The organism is Mycobacterium heckeshornense, from assembly GCF_016592155.1.
Taxonomy (GTDB): Bacteria; Actinomycetota; Actinomycetes; order Mycobacteriales; family Mycobacteriaceae; genus Mycobacterium; species Mycobacterium heckeshornense.
This window is the reverse complement of sequence record NZ_AP024237.1, coordinates 1,404,716-1,421,172: the sequence shown is the minus strand read 5'-3', so window position 1 is coordinate 1,421,172 and position 16,457 is coordinate 1,404,716. Positions and strand designations below refer to the sequence as shown.

Annotated in this window: 16 protein-coding genes and 3 pseudogenes; 12 read left to right on the top strand and 7 right to left on the bottom strand. The window is 61.3% G+C overall.

Features of this window, described 5'->3' with window-relative positions; translation table 11 throughout:
• Positions 1-494 precede the first annotated feature (494 nt).
• The 5 genes from MHEC_RS06875 to MHEC_RS06855 are packed head-to-tail and all read left to right on the top strand — an operon-like array spanning position 495 to position 4,963.
• Positions 495-1,625, top strand: a complete 1,131-nt coding sequence (locus MHEC_RS06875) for a 4Fe-4S dicluster domain-containing protein (RefSeq protein WP_048893743.1) — start codon at positions 495-497, stop codon at positions 1,623-1,625.
• On the top strand, positions 1,618-2,472 hold the full coding sequence (locus tag MHEC_RS06870; protein WP_048893742.1) for an FAD/NAD(P)-binding protein: 855 nt from the start codon (positions 1,618-1,620) through the stop codon (positions 2,470-2,472). The genes MHEC_RS06875 and MHEC_RS06870 overlap by 8 nt, the downstream gene beginning before the upstream one ends.
• Complete coding sequence (locus MHEC_RS06865) at positions 2,473-3,231, top strand: NADH-quinone oxidoreductase subunit B family protein (RefSeq protein WP_048893741.1); 759 nt, start codon at positions 2,473-2,475, stop codon at positions 3,229-3,231.
• Complete coding sequence (locus MHEC_RS06860; protein ID WP_048893740.1) at positions 3,228-4,520, top strand: Ni/Fe hydrogenase subunit alpha; 1,293 nt, start codon at positions 3,228-3,230, stop codon at positions 4,518-4,520. The genes MHEC_RS06865 and MHEC_RS06860 overlap by 4 nt, the downstream gene beginning before the upstream one ends.
• Complete coding sequence (locus MHEC_RS06855) at positions 4,469-4,963, top strand: hydrogenase maturation protease (protein WP_048893739.1); 495 nt, start codon at positions 4,469-4,471, stop codon at positions 4,961-4,963. Before MHEC_RS06860 ends, MHEC_RS06855 begins: the two co-directional genes overlap by 52 nt.
• A 204-nt stretch (positions 4,964-5,167) precedes the next feature.
• Here the strand turns inward: MHEC_RS06855 and MHEC_RS06850 are convergent, their stop codons facing one another.
• The 3 genes from MHEC_RS06850 to MHEC_RS06840 all read right to left on the bottom strand — a co-directional run bounded on the left by MHEC_RS06850 (position 5,168) and on the right by MHEC_RS06840 (position 6,714).
• Positions 5,168-5,623, bottom strand: coding sequence for a DUF5709 domain-containing protein (locus tag MHEC_RS06850; protein ID WP_048893738.1), 456 nt, complete (start codon positions 5,621-5,623; stop codon positions 5,168-5,170).
• Between the two features lie 357 nt (positions 5,624-5,980).
• The gene (locus tag MHEC_RS06845; protein WP_372507350.1) at positions 5,981-6,418 is read right to left on the bottom strand and encodes an Hsp20/alpha crystallin family protein; all 438 of its coding nucleotides are present in this window, start codon (positions 6,416-6,418) and stop codon (positions 5,981-5,983) included.
• A gap of 152 nt (positions 6,419-6,570) precedes the next feature.
• Positions 6,571-6,714 (bottom strand): hypothetical protein, encoded by a 144-nt coding sequence (locus MHEC_RS06840; protein WP_172442160.1) that lies wholly within the window; start codon positions 6,712-6,714, stop codon positions 6,571-6,573.
• Between the two features lie 375 nt (positions 6,715-7,089).
• Here MHEC_RS06840 and MHEC_RS24970 point away from each other — a divergent pair, with 375 nt between their 5' ends.
• The 5 genes and pseudogenes from MHEC_RS24970 to MHEC_RS06815 all read left to right on the top strand — a co-directional run bounded on the left by MHEC_RS24970 (position 7,090) and on the right by MHEC_RS06815 (position 11,276).
• Complete coding sequence (locus tag MHEC_RS24970; RefSeq protein ID WP_099869243.1) at positions 7,090-7,740, top strand: universal stress protein; 651 nt, start codon at positions 7,090-7,092, stop codon at positions 7,738-7,740.
• Positions 7,694-9,040 (top strand): IS256 family transposase, encoded by a 1,347-nt coding sequence (locus MHEC_RS06830; protein ID WP_081235376.1) that lies wholly within the window; start codon positions 7,694-7,696, stop codon positions 9,038-9,040. Before MHEC_RS24970 ends, MHEC_RS06830 begins: the two co-directional genes overlap by 47 nt.
• Before the next feature lie 69 nt (positions 9,041-9,109).
• A pseudogene (locus tag MHEC_RS06825) lies at positions 9,110-9,270 on the top strand (universal stress protein); the annotation flags it as partial.
• A gap of 35 nt (positions 9,271-9,305) precedes the next feature.
• Positions 9,306-10,451, top strand: a complete 1,146-nt coding sequence (locus MHEC_RS06820; protein ID WP_048893777.1) for a site-2 protease family protein — start codon at positions 9,306-9,308, stop codon at positions 10,449-10,451.
• 522 nt (positions 10,452-10,973) lie between these two features.
• On the top strand, positions 10,974-11,276 hold the full coding sequence (locus tag MHEC_RS06815; protein ID WP_142358670.1) for a hypothetical protein: 303 nt from the start codon (positions 10,974-10,976) through the stop codon (positions 11,274-11,276).
• A 359-nt stretch (positions 11,277-11,635) separates the two neighbouring features.
• Here the strand turns inward: MHEC_RS06815 and MHEC_RS06810 are convergent, their stop codons facing one another.
• A complete protein-coding gene (locus MHEC_RS06810) occupies positions 11,636-11,977 on the bottom strand; it encodes an IS3 family transposase (protein WP_053094073.1) in 342 nt (113 codons plus the stop codon).
• A 19-nt stretch (positions 11,978-11,996) separates the two neighbouring features.
• On the bottom strand, positions 11,997-12,152 hold the full coding sequence (locus MHEC_RS06805) for a hypothetical protein (RefSeq protein ID WP_160315087.1): 156 nt from the start codon (positions 12,150-12,152) through the stop codon (positions 11,997-11,999).
• A 196-nt stretch (positions 12,153-12,348) separates the two neighbouring features.
• Between MHEC_RS06805 and MHEC_RS06800 the strand changes: the two genes are divergently transcribed.
• Both MHEC_RS06800 and cydB read left to right on the top strand, forming a co-directional pair.
• Positions 12,349-13,812 carry a cytochrome ubiquinol oxidase subunit I gene (locus MHEC_RS06800; RefSeq protein ID WP_048893774.1) on the top strand — a complete coding sequence of 488 codons (1,464 nt, stop codon included), beginning with the start codon at positions 12,349-12,351 and terminating at the stop codon, positions 13,810-13,812.
• Positions 13,813-13,828: 16 nt separating this feature from the next.
• Positions 13,829-14,869, top strand: coding sequence for a cytochrome d ubiquinol oxidase subunit II (gene cydB, locus MHEC_RS06795; RefSeq protein WP_048893773.1), 1,041 nt, complete (start codon positions 13,829-13,831; stop codon positions 14,867-14,869).
• A 399-nt stretch (positions 14,870-15,268) separates the two neighbouring features.
• Here cydB and MHEC_RS06790 read toward each other — a convergent pair.
• Together MHEC_RS06790 and MHEC_RS06785 are read right to left on the bottom strand one after the other, a co-directional pair.
• Positions 15,269-15,854 (bottom strand): annotated as a pseudogene (locus MHEC_RS06790) (integrase core domain-containing protein); the annotation flags it as partial.
• 57 nt (positions 15,855-15,911) lie between these two features.
• A pseudogene (locus tag MHEC_RS06785) lies at positions 15,912-16,376 on the bottom strand (transposase); the annotation flags it as partial.
• Positions 16,377-16,457 lie beyond the last annotated feature (81 nt).

Below are 16,457 nucleotides of genomic sequence, written 5' to 3'. Positions count from 1 at the left end.
TTGAACAGCCACGTCGATCGTGAACGCCGCCACAGAGACCAACAAACGCGCGACGCTCTGCTCGCAGTCGGAGAACACCCGGCCGTGCTGCGTGCTGATAGTCACCGCCCTCGGATCGGTGTAAACGCAGAGTCGCGTAGGGGGCTTGTCAGCTGCATCGCCGCGTCGACGATCTCATGCAGCGTGACACCGAGATGGAGATCCGAACCCCCTCGACAATGAGCGACAGCAGCGGTTCCAGCTGGCAGCAACCGGCCAGCAGCTGATCAAGCTGCTCCATTCATCCGGTGCATGAGGCCACGCTGACCTAGCCCGGCAAACGCCGATTCGCCGCCGTCGCGGACTACCCATAGGCCCAAATTTGCCCACTGCTGGTATGTACGACTGCAGACTGGAGCTGAGGTCACGCATACACCCGATGCCGCACCACCGTCCGACAGGATTTTGCCGCAACTCCCGTGCATTCCGCCCAACCGGGCGGCAGGATAGAAGTCATGGCGAGCGCGGTGATCGACGCCACTGGGCTAGAGCAACTGATATCCACGTTGATCGACCGTGGCTATTGCGTGGTGGGCTCCCGACGGTCGGATAACGCGATTGTGCTGGGCGAGCTGACCTCCGCCGACGATCTGCCGCGCGGATGGGGTGTGGATGTCGGTCCCGGCCGGTACCGGCTTCGGCGCCGTGATGACGACGCCCGGTTCGGGCACTCGGCCGGTCCGCAGTCGTGGAAACAGTTCCTGCACCCGCCCCGTCAGCGGCTGTGGTCATCAGACGGAACTCAACCCGACGAGCAACCACGTTATGCGTTCATCGGGGTCCGTGCCTGCGACCTGGCCGCAATCAAGATCCTCAACGGCGTCCTGGGCGTCGGCGCACATCCGGACCAAGGCTTCGTAGGCCGGCTACGACAGATCTTCGTGGTCGCGGTCAACTGCACCGAACCGGGCGGGTTGTGCTTCTGCGCGTCGATGGGAACCGGCCCCGCGGTGGGACCCGGCTACGACCTCGCCCTTACCGAATGCATCGACGCCGACGGCTGTCACTATCTTGTCGATGTCGGTAGCGACGATGGCGCCGACGTGCTGGCTGCGCTACCTTACCGGGACGCGGAGCAAAACGAAGTCGATTCGGCGCGAAGCGCAGTCGGCGACGCGGCACATAGGATGGGTCGCCAAATGCCGGAAGGCGACCTGCGTGAACTGCTGGTGGTTTCCCGCGAGTCACCGCGCTGGAAAGACGTTGCCGGCCGGTGTCTGACATGTGGGAACTGCACTATGGCCTGCCCTACGTGCTTTTGCACCAGCGTCGAGGACGTCACCGACCTGTCCGGCGAGCACGCCGAGCGCTGGATGCATTGGGCGTCGTGCTACGAATTCGACTTCACATACATCTATCCCGACAGCGTCCGGCAGTCGGGTGAGTCACGGTATCGACATTGGATTACCCACAAGCTGGGAACCTGGCACGACCAGTTCGGCAGTACCGGCTGCGTGGGGTGCGGACGCTGTATTGCATGGTGCCCCACTGGGATCGACATCACCGAGGAGATGAACGCCCTGGCCGGTCTGGCCGACGACGATAGCTGGCAGCAAGGGCAAGATCCCGGAATCGCCCATGCCTGACCTGGCCGCATGGCCGTCTCCGGCCTCTGCGATGGCACCGGTCCCACACCGAGTGCGGAGCAGAATCATCGAGAACATCGAGTCGGCCACCATCTGGCTGGAACCGTCAAGTGAACGGTTGGCGCCGCTGCAGCCTGGCCAGTTCACAATGTTGTACGCGTTCGGTGTTGGTGAGATACCGATGTCAATCAGCGGAATTCCGTCCAACGGCGACGGCAGCATCGGTCACACTGTCCGATTGGTCGGTGCGGTCAGCCGTGCCCTGCATGACGCCGAGCCGGGCACGGTTGTCGGGGTTCGCGGACCATTCGGCACCAGCTGGGACCTGGCGTCATGCTTTGGCCGTGACCTGGTGATCGTCGCCGGCGGTTGCGGACTGGCACCACTGCGGCCGGTGATCGTGCAGGCGCTGGCGGAGCGGTCTCGATTCGGCCGAGTGGTGCTGGTCGCCGGGGCACGTACACCGGAACGTTTCCTGTTCCTCCCCGAGGCCGCCGAGTGGGCACAACACCCGCGGCTGGAAGTGTACTTGACCGTCGATACGGCCGGCCCGGGTTGGCGCTGGAGGGTCGGATTAGTCACCGAGCCTTTGCGCCGCCTGACGCTAGATCCTCAGCGCACCACCGCATTGATCTGCGGGCCAGAGCTGATGATGCGGTTCAGCGCCCAGGCCCTACTCGATAAGGGCTTGGCGCCTCATGATATTCGGGTGTCGCTGGAACGCAATATGCAATGCGGGATCGGCTGGTGTGGCCACTGTCAGCTCGGACCGCTGCTGCTGTGCCGCGATGGGCCCGTCGTCAGCTACGATGTCGCCGAACCGTTGCTGTTGGTCCCGGAGCTATAGATGAGTACACCGACATTGGCGGTTTGGAAGTTCGCTTCCTGCGATGGCTGCCAGCTGACCTTCCTGGACTGCGAAGACGAACTGCTCACCATCGCCGCGCAGGTACAAATCACCACTTTTCTCGAAGCCTCGAGCGCCGTTGCAGACGGCCCTTACGATGTGTCGCTGGTCGAAGGCTCGATCACCACCCCGGCTGACGAACAGCGCATCAAAGAGATTCGCGAACAATCCAACGTTCTCGTCACAATCGGCGCCTGTGCCACCGCCGGCGGTGTGCAGGCGCTGCGCAACTTCGCCGATGTCGAGGAATTCACCTCCGTCGTCTATGCCCGACCTGAATATATCCAGACGCTGGCCACGTCGACGCCGGCATCGGCGCACGTCAAAGTCGACTTCCAGTTGCAGGGCTGTCCGATCGACCGCGGCCAACTACTCGACACGCTTGCCGCGCTGCTCGTCGGACGTAAGCCACGGTTGCCGACGAAAACCGTTTGCACCGAATGCAAAATGCGCGGAGTAACCTGTGTGCTGGTTGCGGACGGCACCCCATGCCTAGGCCCAGTGACCCACGCCGGGTGTGGCGCGTTGTGCCCGTCATATCGCCGAGGTTGTTATGGGTGCTTCGGCCCCATGGCGACTCCCAACAGTGCGGCACTAATCCCGGTGTTGCGCCGCGACGGATTGTCGGATACCGAAGTCGAGCAGGTCTTTTCGACGTTCAACGTCGCGAACTTCGCCGCGAAAAGAAATGACCAATGAGTCCCGAAACGCGCAATCTCGACGTCGGCGCGCTGACCCGCGTCGAAGGCGAAGGTGCGCTCCGGGTCACGCTGACCAACGGTGCGGTCGAGAGTGCCCAGCTAAAAATTTATGAGCCGCCACGGTTCTTCGAAGCGTTCCTGCGCGGCAGGTCCTACACCGAACCACCCGACATCACTGCACGGATCTGCGGCATCTGTCCGGTCGCCTATCAGGTCAGCGCATGCAATGCGATCGAAGACGCGTGCGGGGTCATGATCGACCCAGAGCTGATCGCGCTGCGGCGGCTGCTGTACTGCGGAGAGTGGATCCACAGTCACGTCCTGCACATATACCTGCTGCATGCGCCGGATTTCCTCGGGTACCCGGATGCCATCAGTTTGGCTAAGGATCGTCGCGAGTTTGTCGAACGAGGACTGGCGCTGAAGAAGGCGGGAAACCGGCTGATGGAGCAACTCGGCGGGCGGGCCATTCATCCGATCAACGTGCGGTTGGGCGGCTTCTACTCGGTACCCTCGCGCGACGAACTGCAGCCGTTGGCCGAGATGTTGCGCAACGCGATGGACGACGCGCTCTACACGGTGCGCGCGGTAGCCGATTTCGACTTTCCAGACCACGAGTTGGATTATGAGCTGCTGGCACTGACCGATCCCAACCGCTACGCCATCGAAAATGGTGTGGTCAACCGCAGCGCGGGACCTGCGTTCGGGGCAGTAGAATTCAGCGACCACGTTGTTGAATCGCAGGTTCCACACTCAACTGCGCTGCACGCCACCCTCGACGGGAGGCGCTACCTGACCGGACCGCTAGCCCGCTACTCGCTGAATTCCGCTGCGCTGTCCCCAATCGCACGACAAGCCGCCACCGAGGCCCGACTGGGTAGCGAATGCCGAAACCCGTTCCGCAGCATTATTGTTCGTGCTGTCGAGGTGGTATACGCGATCGAAGAGGCATTGCGCCTCATCACCGATTACCACCAGCCGTCAAGGCCCTTCGTCGAAGTGCCCGCCCGGCCTGGAATTGGGCACGGCGTGAGCGAGGCGCCGCGCGGTCTGTTATATCACCGCTATGAGATCGACGCCGATGGGCTGATCCGGGCGGTGACGATTGTGCCGCCCACTTCGCAGAATCAGGCCGCTATCGAACATGACATCGCGCAACTCGTCGCCGCGAATGCAACACTCGATGACGAGACGTTGACATCGTTGTGCGAGAGGGGAATTCGCAACTACGATCCATGCATCTCGTGCTCAGCACATTTCCTCACGTTAACGGTAGAGCGGCATTGACCGACGTTGTAGTCATCGGCCTCGGTAACAGCTTCCGCCGGGATGACGGTGTCGGGCTGGCCGTAACCAAGTGCATTGGCGAGCATGCCGTCCCTAGCATGCGGGTAGTGACTGGGACAGGTGAACCAACTGCGATCCTGGACGCCTGGAAAGGTGCAGCGCGAGCAGTGGTGGTGGACGCGGCTACGGGTGACGATCTGATGCCGGGTCGGGTCCGACGTTGGTCATTGCACGACTTCGACGTCACTCCGACAGTGAGCTCACATTCGCTGGGATTGGCGCGAACCTGCGCGCTCGGTGAGGCACTCGACCAGTTGCCGGGCGAGCTGGTGGTGTTCACTGTTGACGTCGCCGACACCGGCTACGGTTTCGGTCTGACGCCCGCGGTCGCGGCTGCCGTTCCTAAGGTTGTCGACGCAATACTTGGTGAACTCGACCACTGACGCAGCCTGCCAGATCCTGTTTACAGCCGCGTGCGCTTTGTTAAGATCGTCAATTCTAAGTGAGCAGTTGGGATTTCGCTCTAGTAGTACACTCCTTGGGCAAGGCTGTAGGGGTCATACCTGAGTGGCGTCCCCGAAGATCGGATCACAACTTGGCAACGCATGTCATTGCGGCGGGCAATGAAACAACCGCGCCAGCGAGGGCTACTCCTTGTCCTCGATGATGTGAACCGCGGCCTCCTCGGCAGAGGCAGCGCCCCCGTTGATGCCAACGTCCTCCGCGATCAGCTCTGCCTCTGTATCCTCGCCGAACCCCTTGTCTGGCGCGACAAGCCGGCCCGCACGGGCATGACCAACCTCGCCTCGTCGGGGAAACTCGGTTTCTCGCTCAGCTTCGTCGGAACGTTGTTGTTCATCCTTGTCGAGCGGCACATTTATCCGCGACCCTGGGTCATGTTCTTCTTCTGCAAGCAACTGGTCGATGTTTTCCAATGGCCCAAATGCGCCGCGCCCATATGGTCGCTCGGGCGGCGAATATCCCTCGTCGAGCACGTCGCTGACGCCCCGGTCGATGAGGGTGTCCTCCGGCTGGAGCTGGTTGTCGTCCTCTGCGCTGTATTCTCCTGCCGCCGGGCCAGTCTGGCCGTAAGAAGTACTCATGATCCGCTCGCCGAGTTGTCGGGCGTCGGCAGTTGGCGACGGTTCCGTAGGCGAGATCGGCTTAACCGATGATGCCGACCCACAGCGATCACAGCCTTGTACCATCCGACAGCGGTTATCCATGTTCGCTCAACGTAATGAGCCGTACTCATTGTGCACCTCATCTGAAATGCGATACTAGGTAGTAGAAGATTTACCATTACCGCGGTACAAACATAACGACGGCGACACTGACTGCCTGGGGTCATTAGCCGTATCCGAAGCGACCTTAGAGTGAGTTTGACTGGGTAGCCGCAACGGTGAAGTAACCGGTGGCCCGCAACCTTGCCGGGGGCCAGGGCCACCGGCTAGGCAGGTTTAGCCACTCTTCACTGCGATGTGCTTCTCGGCCTGCGTCGCCTCTTTGGGGACAGCCACATCCACAGTCAGGATGCCCTTGTCGTAGGTGGCTTTGATGTTGTCCTCGTCGGCGGCTGCCGGCAAGGTGACCGTTCGGACGAACGAGCCATAGCAAAACTCCGAGCGACCCTTGGCCTCCTTCTTCTCGCTACGTTCGGCCTTGATCGTCAACGTCCCATTACTTACCGTGATGTCGACGTCCTTTTCCGGATCGATACCGGGCAGTTCGGCGCGCAGCAAATAGTGGCCGTCTTGCATCTCATCCTCGAGCCGCATCAGATGGCTTGGACGTATGGCGGCCAATGTCGGAAACCCGTTCCAAAGGTCGGACCAGAAATCGGACCAGTCCGGCAGCCACGAGAGAGTCCGGCGGCGCTCAGGGAGATCGGCCATGATTCCTCCTTCGGTTGTTGGTTTCTTATGGGACATGTCATTTCGATTTTCCAAGTTCTGCATGGCTGTCCAGTAGGGGCTGAGGTCCTCTTTGTGCGGGCCATTTGTCGATTGGCGCCGATTCGGTCGTATTTCCACAGCGATCGTCGGCTGGGTCATGGCGTGATGAGCCGCCAACCGCAAGGCAGCCCCTGAGCGGTCACCGTTTCACCTTCGGCCTCAATTTCACGGTTGCCGCACCGAAGTGCCATCTCGATGAGGATCAGTGTGTTCCAGCTCAACGGCAGCTGCGCAGCCATCCCCGGCTTCCGCCGGAGCACATGCGGGGCCAATCCGAGAAAAGATCGACCAGACCAGCGGTGCGGCACTGGCCATTCCTGCGGCGAGCACGCGGTCGGGCAGGCAGGCACTGGCCTACAGAACCACGATCGAGGAAATCCGCAGAACAACTCGGGCAGGCGCCCGTCGAACGCGTCCGCCGCGTCGAGCAGCTCGGCGGCAAGCTGCTCGGCGAGCGTGATCGCACGGGGCGAAAGGTCCTAGGGCCGCTCCCATTGGGACTAAGGCCACCTGACCGGCGATCACCCACCGTCTAGTGTCAAAACATCGTCGTGACGCCCGGAGCCCCCCAAGGGAGGACAGTGAAATCTAATCGCGGCACACATCCGGGAGTCATGGTCGGTGTCGATGGATCCGCGTCATCGACCATGGCAGTGCGGTGGGCGACGCGTGAGGCAACGATGCGGAACGTTCGATTAACCATCGTGCATGTCTCAAGCAAGCTCGCCATCTGGCCGCCCATAGTTCTTCCCGCCCAACTCCACCGACCGATGCAGAGGACGAAGACACGATTGTTGCCGAGGCGATCAAGATCGCCGAAGATAGTATGCAGGACGGCGACCGACCCGAGATCGACAGCGAGCTGGCCCATCGTGCTGCAACCCTCATGGTTAGCCGTGCTGGTCGGTATCGAGGGCTCGCAGGCATCGGAGCTGGCAACTGCGAGCGCGTTCGACGAGGCCTCCTTCCGCGGTGTGGAGTTGGTAACACTGCACGCCTGGAGTGGCGCGGATTCGTCGATCCCGCCTTTCCTGGAGCTGCGGTTGGCGATGGAAAAGACGCTTGCCGAGGCCTTGACTGACTTTCAGGAACGCTACCCTGACGTATCCCTTTGCCGCCGAGTTGTGTTCGATCGGTCGTGTCCCTCCCGCGGTGTAAAAGAATCCGGACGTAGGTTCCCTCGAAGACCGGCAAGTCTGATGGAAGGAGCCCACGTCCGTGTTGAAGAGGGTATCGCCTGTGCAGCGGTTGCAGGCAGAAATTGATGGTGTGTTCGCTGGCGGCGAGGACCTGGCGGGTGCGATCGAGGAAGTAGCCCGGCTCGGCGCCCGATTGCTGCTGCAGACCGCGATCGAGGCCGAGGTGAGCGAGTTCCTCGGCCGGGACCGCTACCAGCGAGCCGCGAGCTGCGACGACGCCCGCGCTGGGATGCGCAACGGATATTGCCCGACCACGGTGAAGACCACCGCGGGACCGGTAACGCTGGCCCGGCCGAAGGTGCGCGGCACCACCGAGCGGTTCGCCTCCCAGCTGTTCGGCAAGGGAGTGACCAAGACCAACGCCCTGGAGTCGCTGGTGATCGCCGGGTTCGTGCGCGGCCTGTCGGTCCGCGACGTGGAGGCCACTTTGGTCGAGGCGCTCGGCGAGGCCGCCGCGGTGTCGAAGTCGACGGTGTCGCGGATCTGCGAGGACATCAAGACTCAGTTCGAACAATGGAGCGCCCGCCGCCTCGACGACGTCGAGCTGGATTACCTGTTCCTCGACGGCAGCCACTTCAAATATCACGCAAACGCCGCGGCCGAGCCGGTGCTGGCCGCCTGGGGCATCGACACCGACGGCAAGCCCGTGTTCGTCGGGCTGGACGCGGCATCCTCGGAGTCCGGCGACGCGTGGGAAGGGTTCCTGTCCGGGCTCGGCGAGCGTGGGCTGGCGTGTCCGCTGCTGGTGATCAGCGACGGCGCGCCCGGGTTGATCGGTGCGGTCGAGCGCACGATGGGCACGGCGTTGCGGCAGCGCTGCCTAATTCATCGCGCCCGCAACATCATTGCCAAGGTGGCTAAAAATGCGCAGGCCGACGTCAAAGCCGATTACTGGGCGATCTTCGACCTGCCTGAGGACGTCGAACCCGGCATCGAGGCGGTCAAACTCGCCCAGAACAGGATCGACGTGTTCGCCAAGCGCTGGCGCGACTCTTACCCGGCGGCGGTGCGGGCCCTGCTCGCTGACCGTGAATCGCTGACGGTCTATCTGCGGTTTCCGCGCGAGCATTGGACCCGCGTGCGGCATTCGAACTTCATCGAGCGCACCTTCGGCGAGACCCGCCGCCGGGTCAAGGTCATCGGCAGGCTGCCCGGCGAGTACTCCTGCCTCAAACTGGTGTGGGCGGTGCTCGACCGCGCCTCGGCCGGATGGCGCGGATTCACCATGACCCCGGCCGGCCTGCGGCTGCTGGCCGACCTACGCAGATCGCTGCATGACCCACCAACCGAACTGCCGCAAAGGAATTCGGAAACAAACCCCGAAACCGGCATGGTCCCAAGTGAACCTGCCAGCGCCACCGCATAGGATCATGAACGCAAGCGAGCGGGACCTACGCCAGGCCACTTTTACACCGCTCCTGGGACGCCACCGTTCGATCATCCGGCGCGCACTCTGCTCGAGCAGCTGAGTCTGCTCAACTTGTTGTCGTTGGCAGCCACGGACGCGACGGATCCGCTGGAATGTTACTCGGCTCGGTCGACACCGCGGTGGTACACGCAGCCCGCATCCCGGTGATGATCGCCCGTCAAGACTAATACTTTGTTCCCAATATTTTTGGAGGTTATTCGACATGGGCAGTATTCCGATAGGACGGATCGTCGGCTTTCCGGTGAGCGTTAACTGGAGCGTGCTGGTCATTCTTTGGCTGTTCACCTGGAGCCTGGCCTCCACATTGCCCGTTACGACCCCGGGCTACCCGAAAGGGGCCTACTGGCTGGCTGGCGCATGCGGTGCGCTGATACTGCTCGCGTCGCTGCTGGCCCACGAACTGACTCATGCAGTTCTCGCACGCCGCGCCAGCGTCAAGGTGTTCGACGTGACCCTGTGGCTTTTCGGGGGCGTCACCCGTCTGGGAGGCGAGCCGAAGACACCCATAGAAGCGTTTCGGATCTCGGTGTCGGGCCCGCTGATGAGTCTGGCCCTGGCAGCAGTCTTCGGGGCCACGGCTTACGGGCTCGATGAGCTCGGGGTTGCCCATATCGTGGTTGGGGTCGCGTGGTGGCTCGCAGGTATCAACCTGCTGCTGGGTGTGTTCAACCTGTTACCGGGCGCTCCGTTGGACGGCGGACGGGTGCTGAAGGCTTACCTGTGGCGTCGCTACGGCGACAGCGTGCGCGCTGTGATTGGCGCTGCACGTGCCGGGCGCATCCTCGCATTCATCCTGATCGCCTTTGGGCTGCTGGAGTTTCTAACGGGCGCCCTGGTAGGGGGTGTGTGGTTGGCGTTTATCGGCTGGTTCATCTTCGCCGCTTCCCGTGAGGAGGAGACACAGGTGATAACCAGACAAGCCGTCGCCAATGTGCGCGTCGCTGACGTCATGACCGCCCAACCGCACACGGCTCCGGCCGACATCACGGTCGAGGATTTCATTCATCGCTATCTGCTTGGCGATCGCCACTCAGCGTATCCGGTCGCAGACCGCGATGGGTCTATCATCGGACTGATCACCTTGGCGCAATTGCGCGGCATACCAGCAAGCGAACGCGCCGCGACTTTGGTGCGTGAGGCCGCGATACCGTTATCGCAGGTGCCCACGGCGGCTCCAGACGAGCCGCTCACCACGCTGCTCGAGCATCTAAAGCCGGAATCCGGTAACCGTGCTCTGGTTGTCGCCTCGGGCGGTTTAGTCGGCATCGTCAGCGCTAGTGACCTCAGCAGATTGATCGACGTATACCGGGTTGCGTCTTATGGTGCGGATACCGCTTATCGGAAGTGAGCTGGAACCTCATCAACCCTTGTACATGATCTTGCCCAACAGCGCGATTGAACCTGGGCGATCCGCATAAAGTTCGTTTTAGATAGGCCGGCGCCAAGCAACAGCCATGCTGCTTACCTCCTTCACTGCAAGGTGACGGTTGGACCGCTCGGCGTAACACGTCTCGTTAGGACCGGTACGACACCCATATTGGGTAACGTCGATCGGACCTGCATAACCGATGCCGACGAAACGTATACCCATCAAACGGAAACCGGCACTTGTCCTACGAGCGCACCGGCGGATGCCTTTCGGTCCCACCAGGGTGGGACTTACGGCCCTGCATGTACCAGAACAGAACGAGTCAGCTTAAATAGCGAATAGCCGAGGAACGCCTGATGAAGCCAAGAGCAGAAAGCGATCGCCTAGTTGAACCGCCTGCAAGCAGGCTTCAGGTGGCGACGCTCAGCGCAAACGCGGCACTGCACACCCAGATAACAACGTGGCCGACCAGCAAGCAACCAAATCCACTGGATGCCAACGATGACCGACCCAATACCGCATGCTGATGAGGTTGATATCGCCGAGCAATCTCGAACGATCGATGATTGCAACGACGAACACACTGCGGCGCCCAACGAACTGGGCGAAAGCCAGGATGCTGATGTCGGCGATTTGCACGACCAGCAGCTTCCGGGTCCCAGTCAAGATGACGATGACCGACCGGCTGCTGGCCATTCTGCGAAGGCATTAGACAGTAACGTCTTCCGGCTTCCCTGGGAATCCAATTCGCTCACATCACGCCGGTCGTTCATCGACGACATGGCAACGCAGAACCAGCCTTAATCAAGGGCTGTCTTTTGAGCACGTTGCCCGATTTGAGCAGCGTGGCGTGTCCCCCGATGGTTGAGTCCGCCTTGTTTCGGAGTTCCCCCGATTTTCCAGAGACTTTTCTATTTGGGATCGGTGCCCTCTGGTTGGAGGATAGCCGGTTGGGGTCGGCGCTGCTGGCTGATCTCCTGCCGGCAGTCTCGTACTGGTCGGGCGAGAGCCCACCGGGTTCGGCTTGGATGCAGCGTGGGTTGTACTAGCCGCCGATATAGCGGAACAACGCCCCCTACACTTCCGCTTGGATAGCAAAAGTTGTTGCGGGTCAATAGATCATCTCGACCTTGATGATCGACCACGGGTTTTCTGCGAGGGCATTATTGAACGAATCCCCGACACCCCCAGCGGGGGGTCCGATGCCAGCGTCGAGCAGCCGTTCGGGTGAAGCGGATGGAGGTATATTGGCAGCCCTTGTCGCTGTGATGGACGAGCTGCCCGTCGCGGACATCGCGCAACCAGATCACGTAGTCAAGTGCCGAGACGACCAGCTCGATGGTGGCGCGCAGGCCGCTGTCCCAGCCGACCACCTTGGTGGAGAACGCATCGCGCACGCTGGCCAACCACAGCAAACCCTCCAGCGTGACGATGCCTGTCAGGTCGACGACCCACTTGCGATTGGGTGCGGTGGCGCTGAAGTCGCGGTCGAGCAAATCCGGCATGGCGGTATGCTTGGGTTTTTCAGGTCGACCCGTGCTTCCAGCCTCGGCACAGGTAGGCGCCTTTGCGCCCGTTTTGGCGCATGATCCGCCCGACGCCCTTGCGGCCGACCCGGATGCCCCGGTTCTCGTCGATCAACCGCAGCGGCTCGACCGGGTACTTCCAGTGCGCTGCCACTGCAAACTTCCTCTCCCCGGGCTTGCAAGATCAAACCTCGCTCGGAAGTCTCCCGAAAAACGGGAAAGCCCACGTTTCTGGATTGGGCTGCTGACCCGGGACCACTCAGGCATTCTTGATGAGTCGACTCGAAGTATTGGTGCCGGGGGCGTCGTTTACTACCATACGTCGTAGCACTGAACCCGGGAGGTGGCAGATGGATGTCGTCGACGTTTCACGCTGGCAATTCGGCATCACCACCGTGTACCACTTCATCTTTGTGCCGCTCACGATCGGTCTTGCCCCGATCCTGGCGGTGATGCAGAGCACCTGGATGCTCACCGGTAACACCGCGTGGTATCGGCTCACCAGGTTCTTCGGCAAGTTGTTTTTGATCAATTTTGCGATTGGAGTGGCCACCGGGATCGTACAGGAGTTCCAGTTCGGGATGAACTGGAGTGAGTATTCTCGTTTCGTCGGTGATGTTTTCGGTGCCCCGTTGGCGTTGGAAGGGTTGATCGCGTTCTTCTTCGAGTCGACGTTCATCGGGCTGTGGATCTTCGGATGGGGCTGGCTAGCCCGATGGCTACATCTCGCGTGCATCTGGGTCGTCGCAATCGCGGTCAACATCTCGGCGTTCTTCATCATCGCCGCGAACGCATTCATGCAGCACCCGGTCGGTACCCGTTTCAACCCACGCACCGGCCGTGCCGAACTGACCGACTTTGGTGCCCTGCTGACCAACAACACCGCAATCTGGGCCTTTCTGCACACAGTCACGGCCTCGCTGCTCATAGCGGGCACGTTTGTCGCCGGTGTATCGGCCTGGTTGATAGTCCGCACTCATAGGCATGCCCAGGGCGCGGAGCAAGCACAGACAATGTTCCGGCCAGCCACCATCGCAAGTTGCTGGCTCATTCTCGTAGCGGCAGTGGTGTTGCTGATTCCCACCGGCGACATGCAGGGCAAACTGATGTTTCGCCAACAGCCGATGAAAATGGCCTCGGCGGAGTCGTTGTGCCGCACCGAAACCGACCCCAGCTTTTCAATCCTGACGATCGGCACGCACAACAACTGTGAAAGCGTCACGCGCGTTGTCACAGCGCTGTACGTACTGCCGTTCTTAGCCGAGGGCAAGTTCAGCGGCGTCACCTTACAGGGTGTGAACGACCTGCAGCAGCAGTATCAAACCCGCTTCGGCCCAGGCGATTATCGGCCAAACCTGTTCGTGGCCTATTGGTCTTTCCGGATCATGATCGGCTTGCTGGCCGTCCCGGTCTTGTTCGCGCTGGCTGCACTGTGGGTGACGCGTCGGGGCCGGGTGCCCGATCAGCAGTGGTTCGGACGGTTCGGCCTCATCACGGTCCCGACGCCGTTTCTGGCCGCTGAGGCGGGTTGGGTGTTCACCGAGATGGGTCGCCAGCCTTGGGTTGTGGTGCCCAATCCGACCGGCGATCAAGCCGTACGTCTGACCGTTCATGCCGGGGTTTCCGATGTCCCAATACCGACGGTTGTGACGTCTTTGGTGGTCTTCACTCTTATCTACGGGGTACTGGCCGTGGTCTGGTTTTGGTTGTTGCGCCGCTACGTCGTGGAGGGACCGCAGGAATACGATGCTGAACCCGCACCACCGCAGCCACCCGCTGAGGGCGAAGTGGCCCCGCTGTCGTTCGCCTATTGAGAGGGGTTGAGCTCCTGTGGGATTACAGCATTTGTGGTTTGTGATCATCGCGGCGCTGTTTCTGGGGTTTCTGATCCTCGAGGGTTTCGACTTCGGGGTCGGCATGCTGATGCTGCCTTTCGGGGTGAGCAGCTCAGGCGATCCGGAAGCTCGTCGCCGCGCGGTACTCAACACGATCGGTCCGGTGTGGGACGGCAATGAAGTGTGGCTGATCACTGCTGGCGCCGCGATGTTCGCTGCGTTTCCCAACTGGTATGCGACATTGTTCTCAGCACTGTATCTCCCACTGCTGGCAATCCTGTTCGGAATGATCGTGCGCATCGTCGGCATAGAATGGCGCAGCAAGATCGATGACCCACAGTGGCGTTCGTGGGCGGATGTGGGGATCGCAATCGGGTCCTGGTTGCCAGCGATCCTATGGGGTGTTGCGTTTGCGATCTTGGTGCGCGGGCTGCCGATCGACGCGCGCCACCGGGTGCATCCGACGGTCGGAGATATACTGAACTTCTACACGTTGCCCGGCGGGTTGGCGACCGCAACTCTGTTTATGTTCTACGGCGCGGTATTCACTTCGCTGAAAACCTCAGGGTCGGTGCGCGACAGTGCCTTTCGATTTGCACGATGGCTGTCAGCACCCACAATCGTCCTGATAGGCGGTTTCGGGCTGTGGACCCAGGCTGCCCATGGTAAGCCCTGGACGTGGCCAGCTTTGGGTGTCGCGGTCGTCGCGCTGCTGACGGCGGTGACGCTAATGTGGGCCCGCAGTCGGGAAGGCTGGGCATTTTTCGCGATGACAATAGTGATCGCTGCGGTGGCAGTCCTGTTGTTCGGCTCGCTGTATCCAAACCTGCTGCCGTCCACACTCAACCCAGACTGGAACGTGACGATCTACAACAGCTCGTCGACCGACTACACGCTGAATATCATGACGTGGGCGTCGCTCACGTTGCTTCCGCTTGTCATCGCTTACCAGGGCTGGACGTATTGGGTTTTCCGGCAGAGGATCTCCCCCGACCAGATACCGCCGTCGACCGGTCTGGCACGGTATACTTCCTAACCGCTGCCGCCGCACACATCGGGCGTGCAGTTGTATCGGCTACGACCTTGCCAACGAAGACCGCTAGCCACTGCCACCGCGATTAGACAAGTTGCTGGATGGCTCCTGGTGGCTACCCAACGAGAACGAATTAAGCGCCGCAGGCAGGCTCTTTCGCTCAGCACTGCGAAGCAGTCATCGTGCACAGACAACCAATTGGTCCGCGGCGAGGACTTGTAGAGACGACGTGCTGGCGGGCCGCTGAAGCGCGCCAGCTGGTTTCCCATCCTGCGGCACCGCCGTGTACAACCCCGTAGCTAACGAATGCTAGCAGAATTGCGATACCCCGATGGCTTGGTGTGCCAGTCCATTTATGCCACTGTATGTGGCTGATCCGAAGTCGAGGTTGCTGCTTGGGGTTTAGGTCTGCTCGCTGTGAGGGGGACCCGTTTGGTGGTCCAGTCGGTATGCGGCTTGGGGTTGGTGGGTCGTGGTCCACTGTAGGGCGAACTCGGTTGGGGTGAGTTCGCCATGGGCGGAATGGGGCCTGTTGGCGTTGTAGTCGCGGCAACCAGTCTTCGATGATCACGCGGGCCTTCAGCAGGGAGTCGAAGCGCCAGGAGTTGAGCAGTTCGTCGCGGAGCCGGCCGTTGAACGATTCGATCCAGGCGTTCTGCCATGGTGAGCCGGGGTCGATGAACAGCGAGCCGGTGCCGTTGAATCGGCACCAGTCGTTGACCGCATGCGCGATGAATTCGGGTCCGTGGTCGACGCGCACGTAGTACGGTGCCCCTCGGTGCAAGGCTAAGCGGTCCAAGACGTCGACGACGCCGTCGGCGTCGATGGCGCGGTCAACCTCGATGGCGAGGGCCTCGCGGGTGAACTCGTCGATCACGTTGAGCATTTTTATGGTGCGCCCGTCGGCGGTGGTGTCGAATGCGAAGTCCATCGCGCAGATCACGTTCGGGCGGATCGGTGACATCGCGCCAACGGCGACACCGATGCGGGCGAGCCCGTCACGATTTCTGTGTAAGTCTGAGGTGACTTGACAACGAGTTATATTCTAACACAACGGAATCCGTCCAGGGAACAGTTTCGCCAGGGTGTTAAGCGCCACAGTCCAGTTGTAGGTTCCCGTCCCCGAATAGCCTCCTCTGTGGCTGGAGATGTTGCGCAACCCCAAGTACAGCAACTTGATCGCAGAGTCCTTGTCCGGGAAATGTCCGCGGTTCTTGGTGATTTTGCGTAGCTGGAAATTGATGGACTCGATCGCGTTTGTCGTGTACACGATCTTGCGTAGTTCCACCGGGTAATCCAGGAAGGCAATGAACTCTGGCCAGGCGCCCCGCCACACGTCGATCGCGCCGGGGTATTGCGCACCGAAATCGCGGTCAAACTCTTTGAGCGCGAGCTCAGCGGCATCTACGGTGGGCGCCGAATAGATGGCCCGCATCGACGAGGCGACCTTGCGGCGGTCCTTATACGACACGAACCGCATCGCATTGCGAATAACATGCACCACGCAGACTCCCGCTGTCAACCTCGGGTCGTGGGCATGATTGATCGCCGCGGCTGGCTGACTTTGCTCAGCGCGGGGGCGGGGTGGGGT

What these genes read in the sequence shown, in the direction of transcription:
- MHEC_RS06815 (WP_142358670.1), top strand. Translation starts at nt 10,974, where the DNA reads ATGACCGACCCAATACCGCATGCTGATGAGGTTGATATCGCCGAGCAA.
- MHEC_RS06810 (WP_053094073.1), bottom strand. Translation starts at nt 11,977, where the DNA reads ATGCCGGATTTGCTCGACCGCGACTTCAGCGCCACCGCACCCAATCGC.
- MHEC_RS06855 (WP_048893739.1), top strand. Translation starts at nt 4,469, where the DNA reads ATGCATCTCGTGCTCAGCACATTTCCTCACGTTAACGGTAGAGCGGCA.
- MHEC_RS06840 (WP_172442160.1), bottom strand. Translation starts at nt 6,714, where the DNA reads ATGGCTGCGCAGCTGCCGTTGAGCTGGAACACACTGATCCTCATCGAG.
- MHEC_RS06870 (WP_048893742.1), top strand. Translation starts at nt 1,618, where the DNA reads ATGCCTGACCTGGCCGCATGGCCGTCTCCGGCCTCTGCGATGGCACCG.
- MHEC_RS06800 (WP_048893774.1), top strand. Translation starts at nt 12,349, where the DNA reads ATGGATGTCGTCGACGTTTCACGCTGGCAATTCGGCATCACCACCGTG.
- MHEC_RS06865 (WP_048893741.1), top strand. Translation starts at nt 2,473, where the DNA reads ATGAGTACACCGACATTGGCGGTTTGGAAGTTCGCTTCCTGCGATGGC.
- MHEC_RS06850 (WP_048893738.1), bottom strand. Translation starts at nt 5,623, where the DNA reads ATGAGTACTTCTTACGGCCAGACTGGCCCGGCGGCAGGAGAATACAGC.
- MHEC_RS24970 (WP_099869243.1), top strand. Translation starts at nt 7,090, where the DNA reads ATGGTCGGTGTCGATGGATCCGCGTCATCGACCATGGCAGTGCGGTGG.
- MHEC_RS06860 (WP_048893740.1), top strand. Translation starts at nt 3,228, where the DNA reads ATGAGTCCCGAAACGCGCAATCTCGACGTCGGCGCGCTGACCCGCGTC.
- MHEC_RS06820 (WP_048893777.1), top strand. Translation starts at nt 9,306, where the DNA reads ATGGGCAGTATTCCGATAGGACGGATCGTCGGCTTTCCGGTGAGCGTT.
- MHEC_RS06875 (WP_048893743.1), top strand. Translation starts at nt 495, where the DNA reads ATGGCGAGCGCGGTGATCGACGCCACTGGGCTAGAGCAACTGATATCC.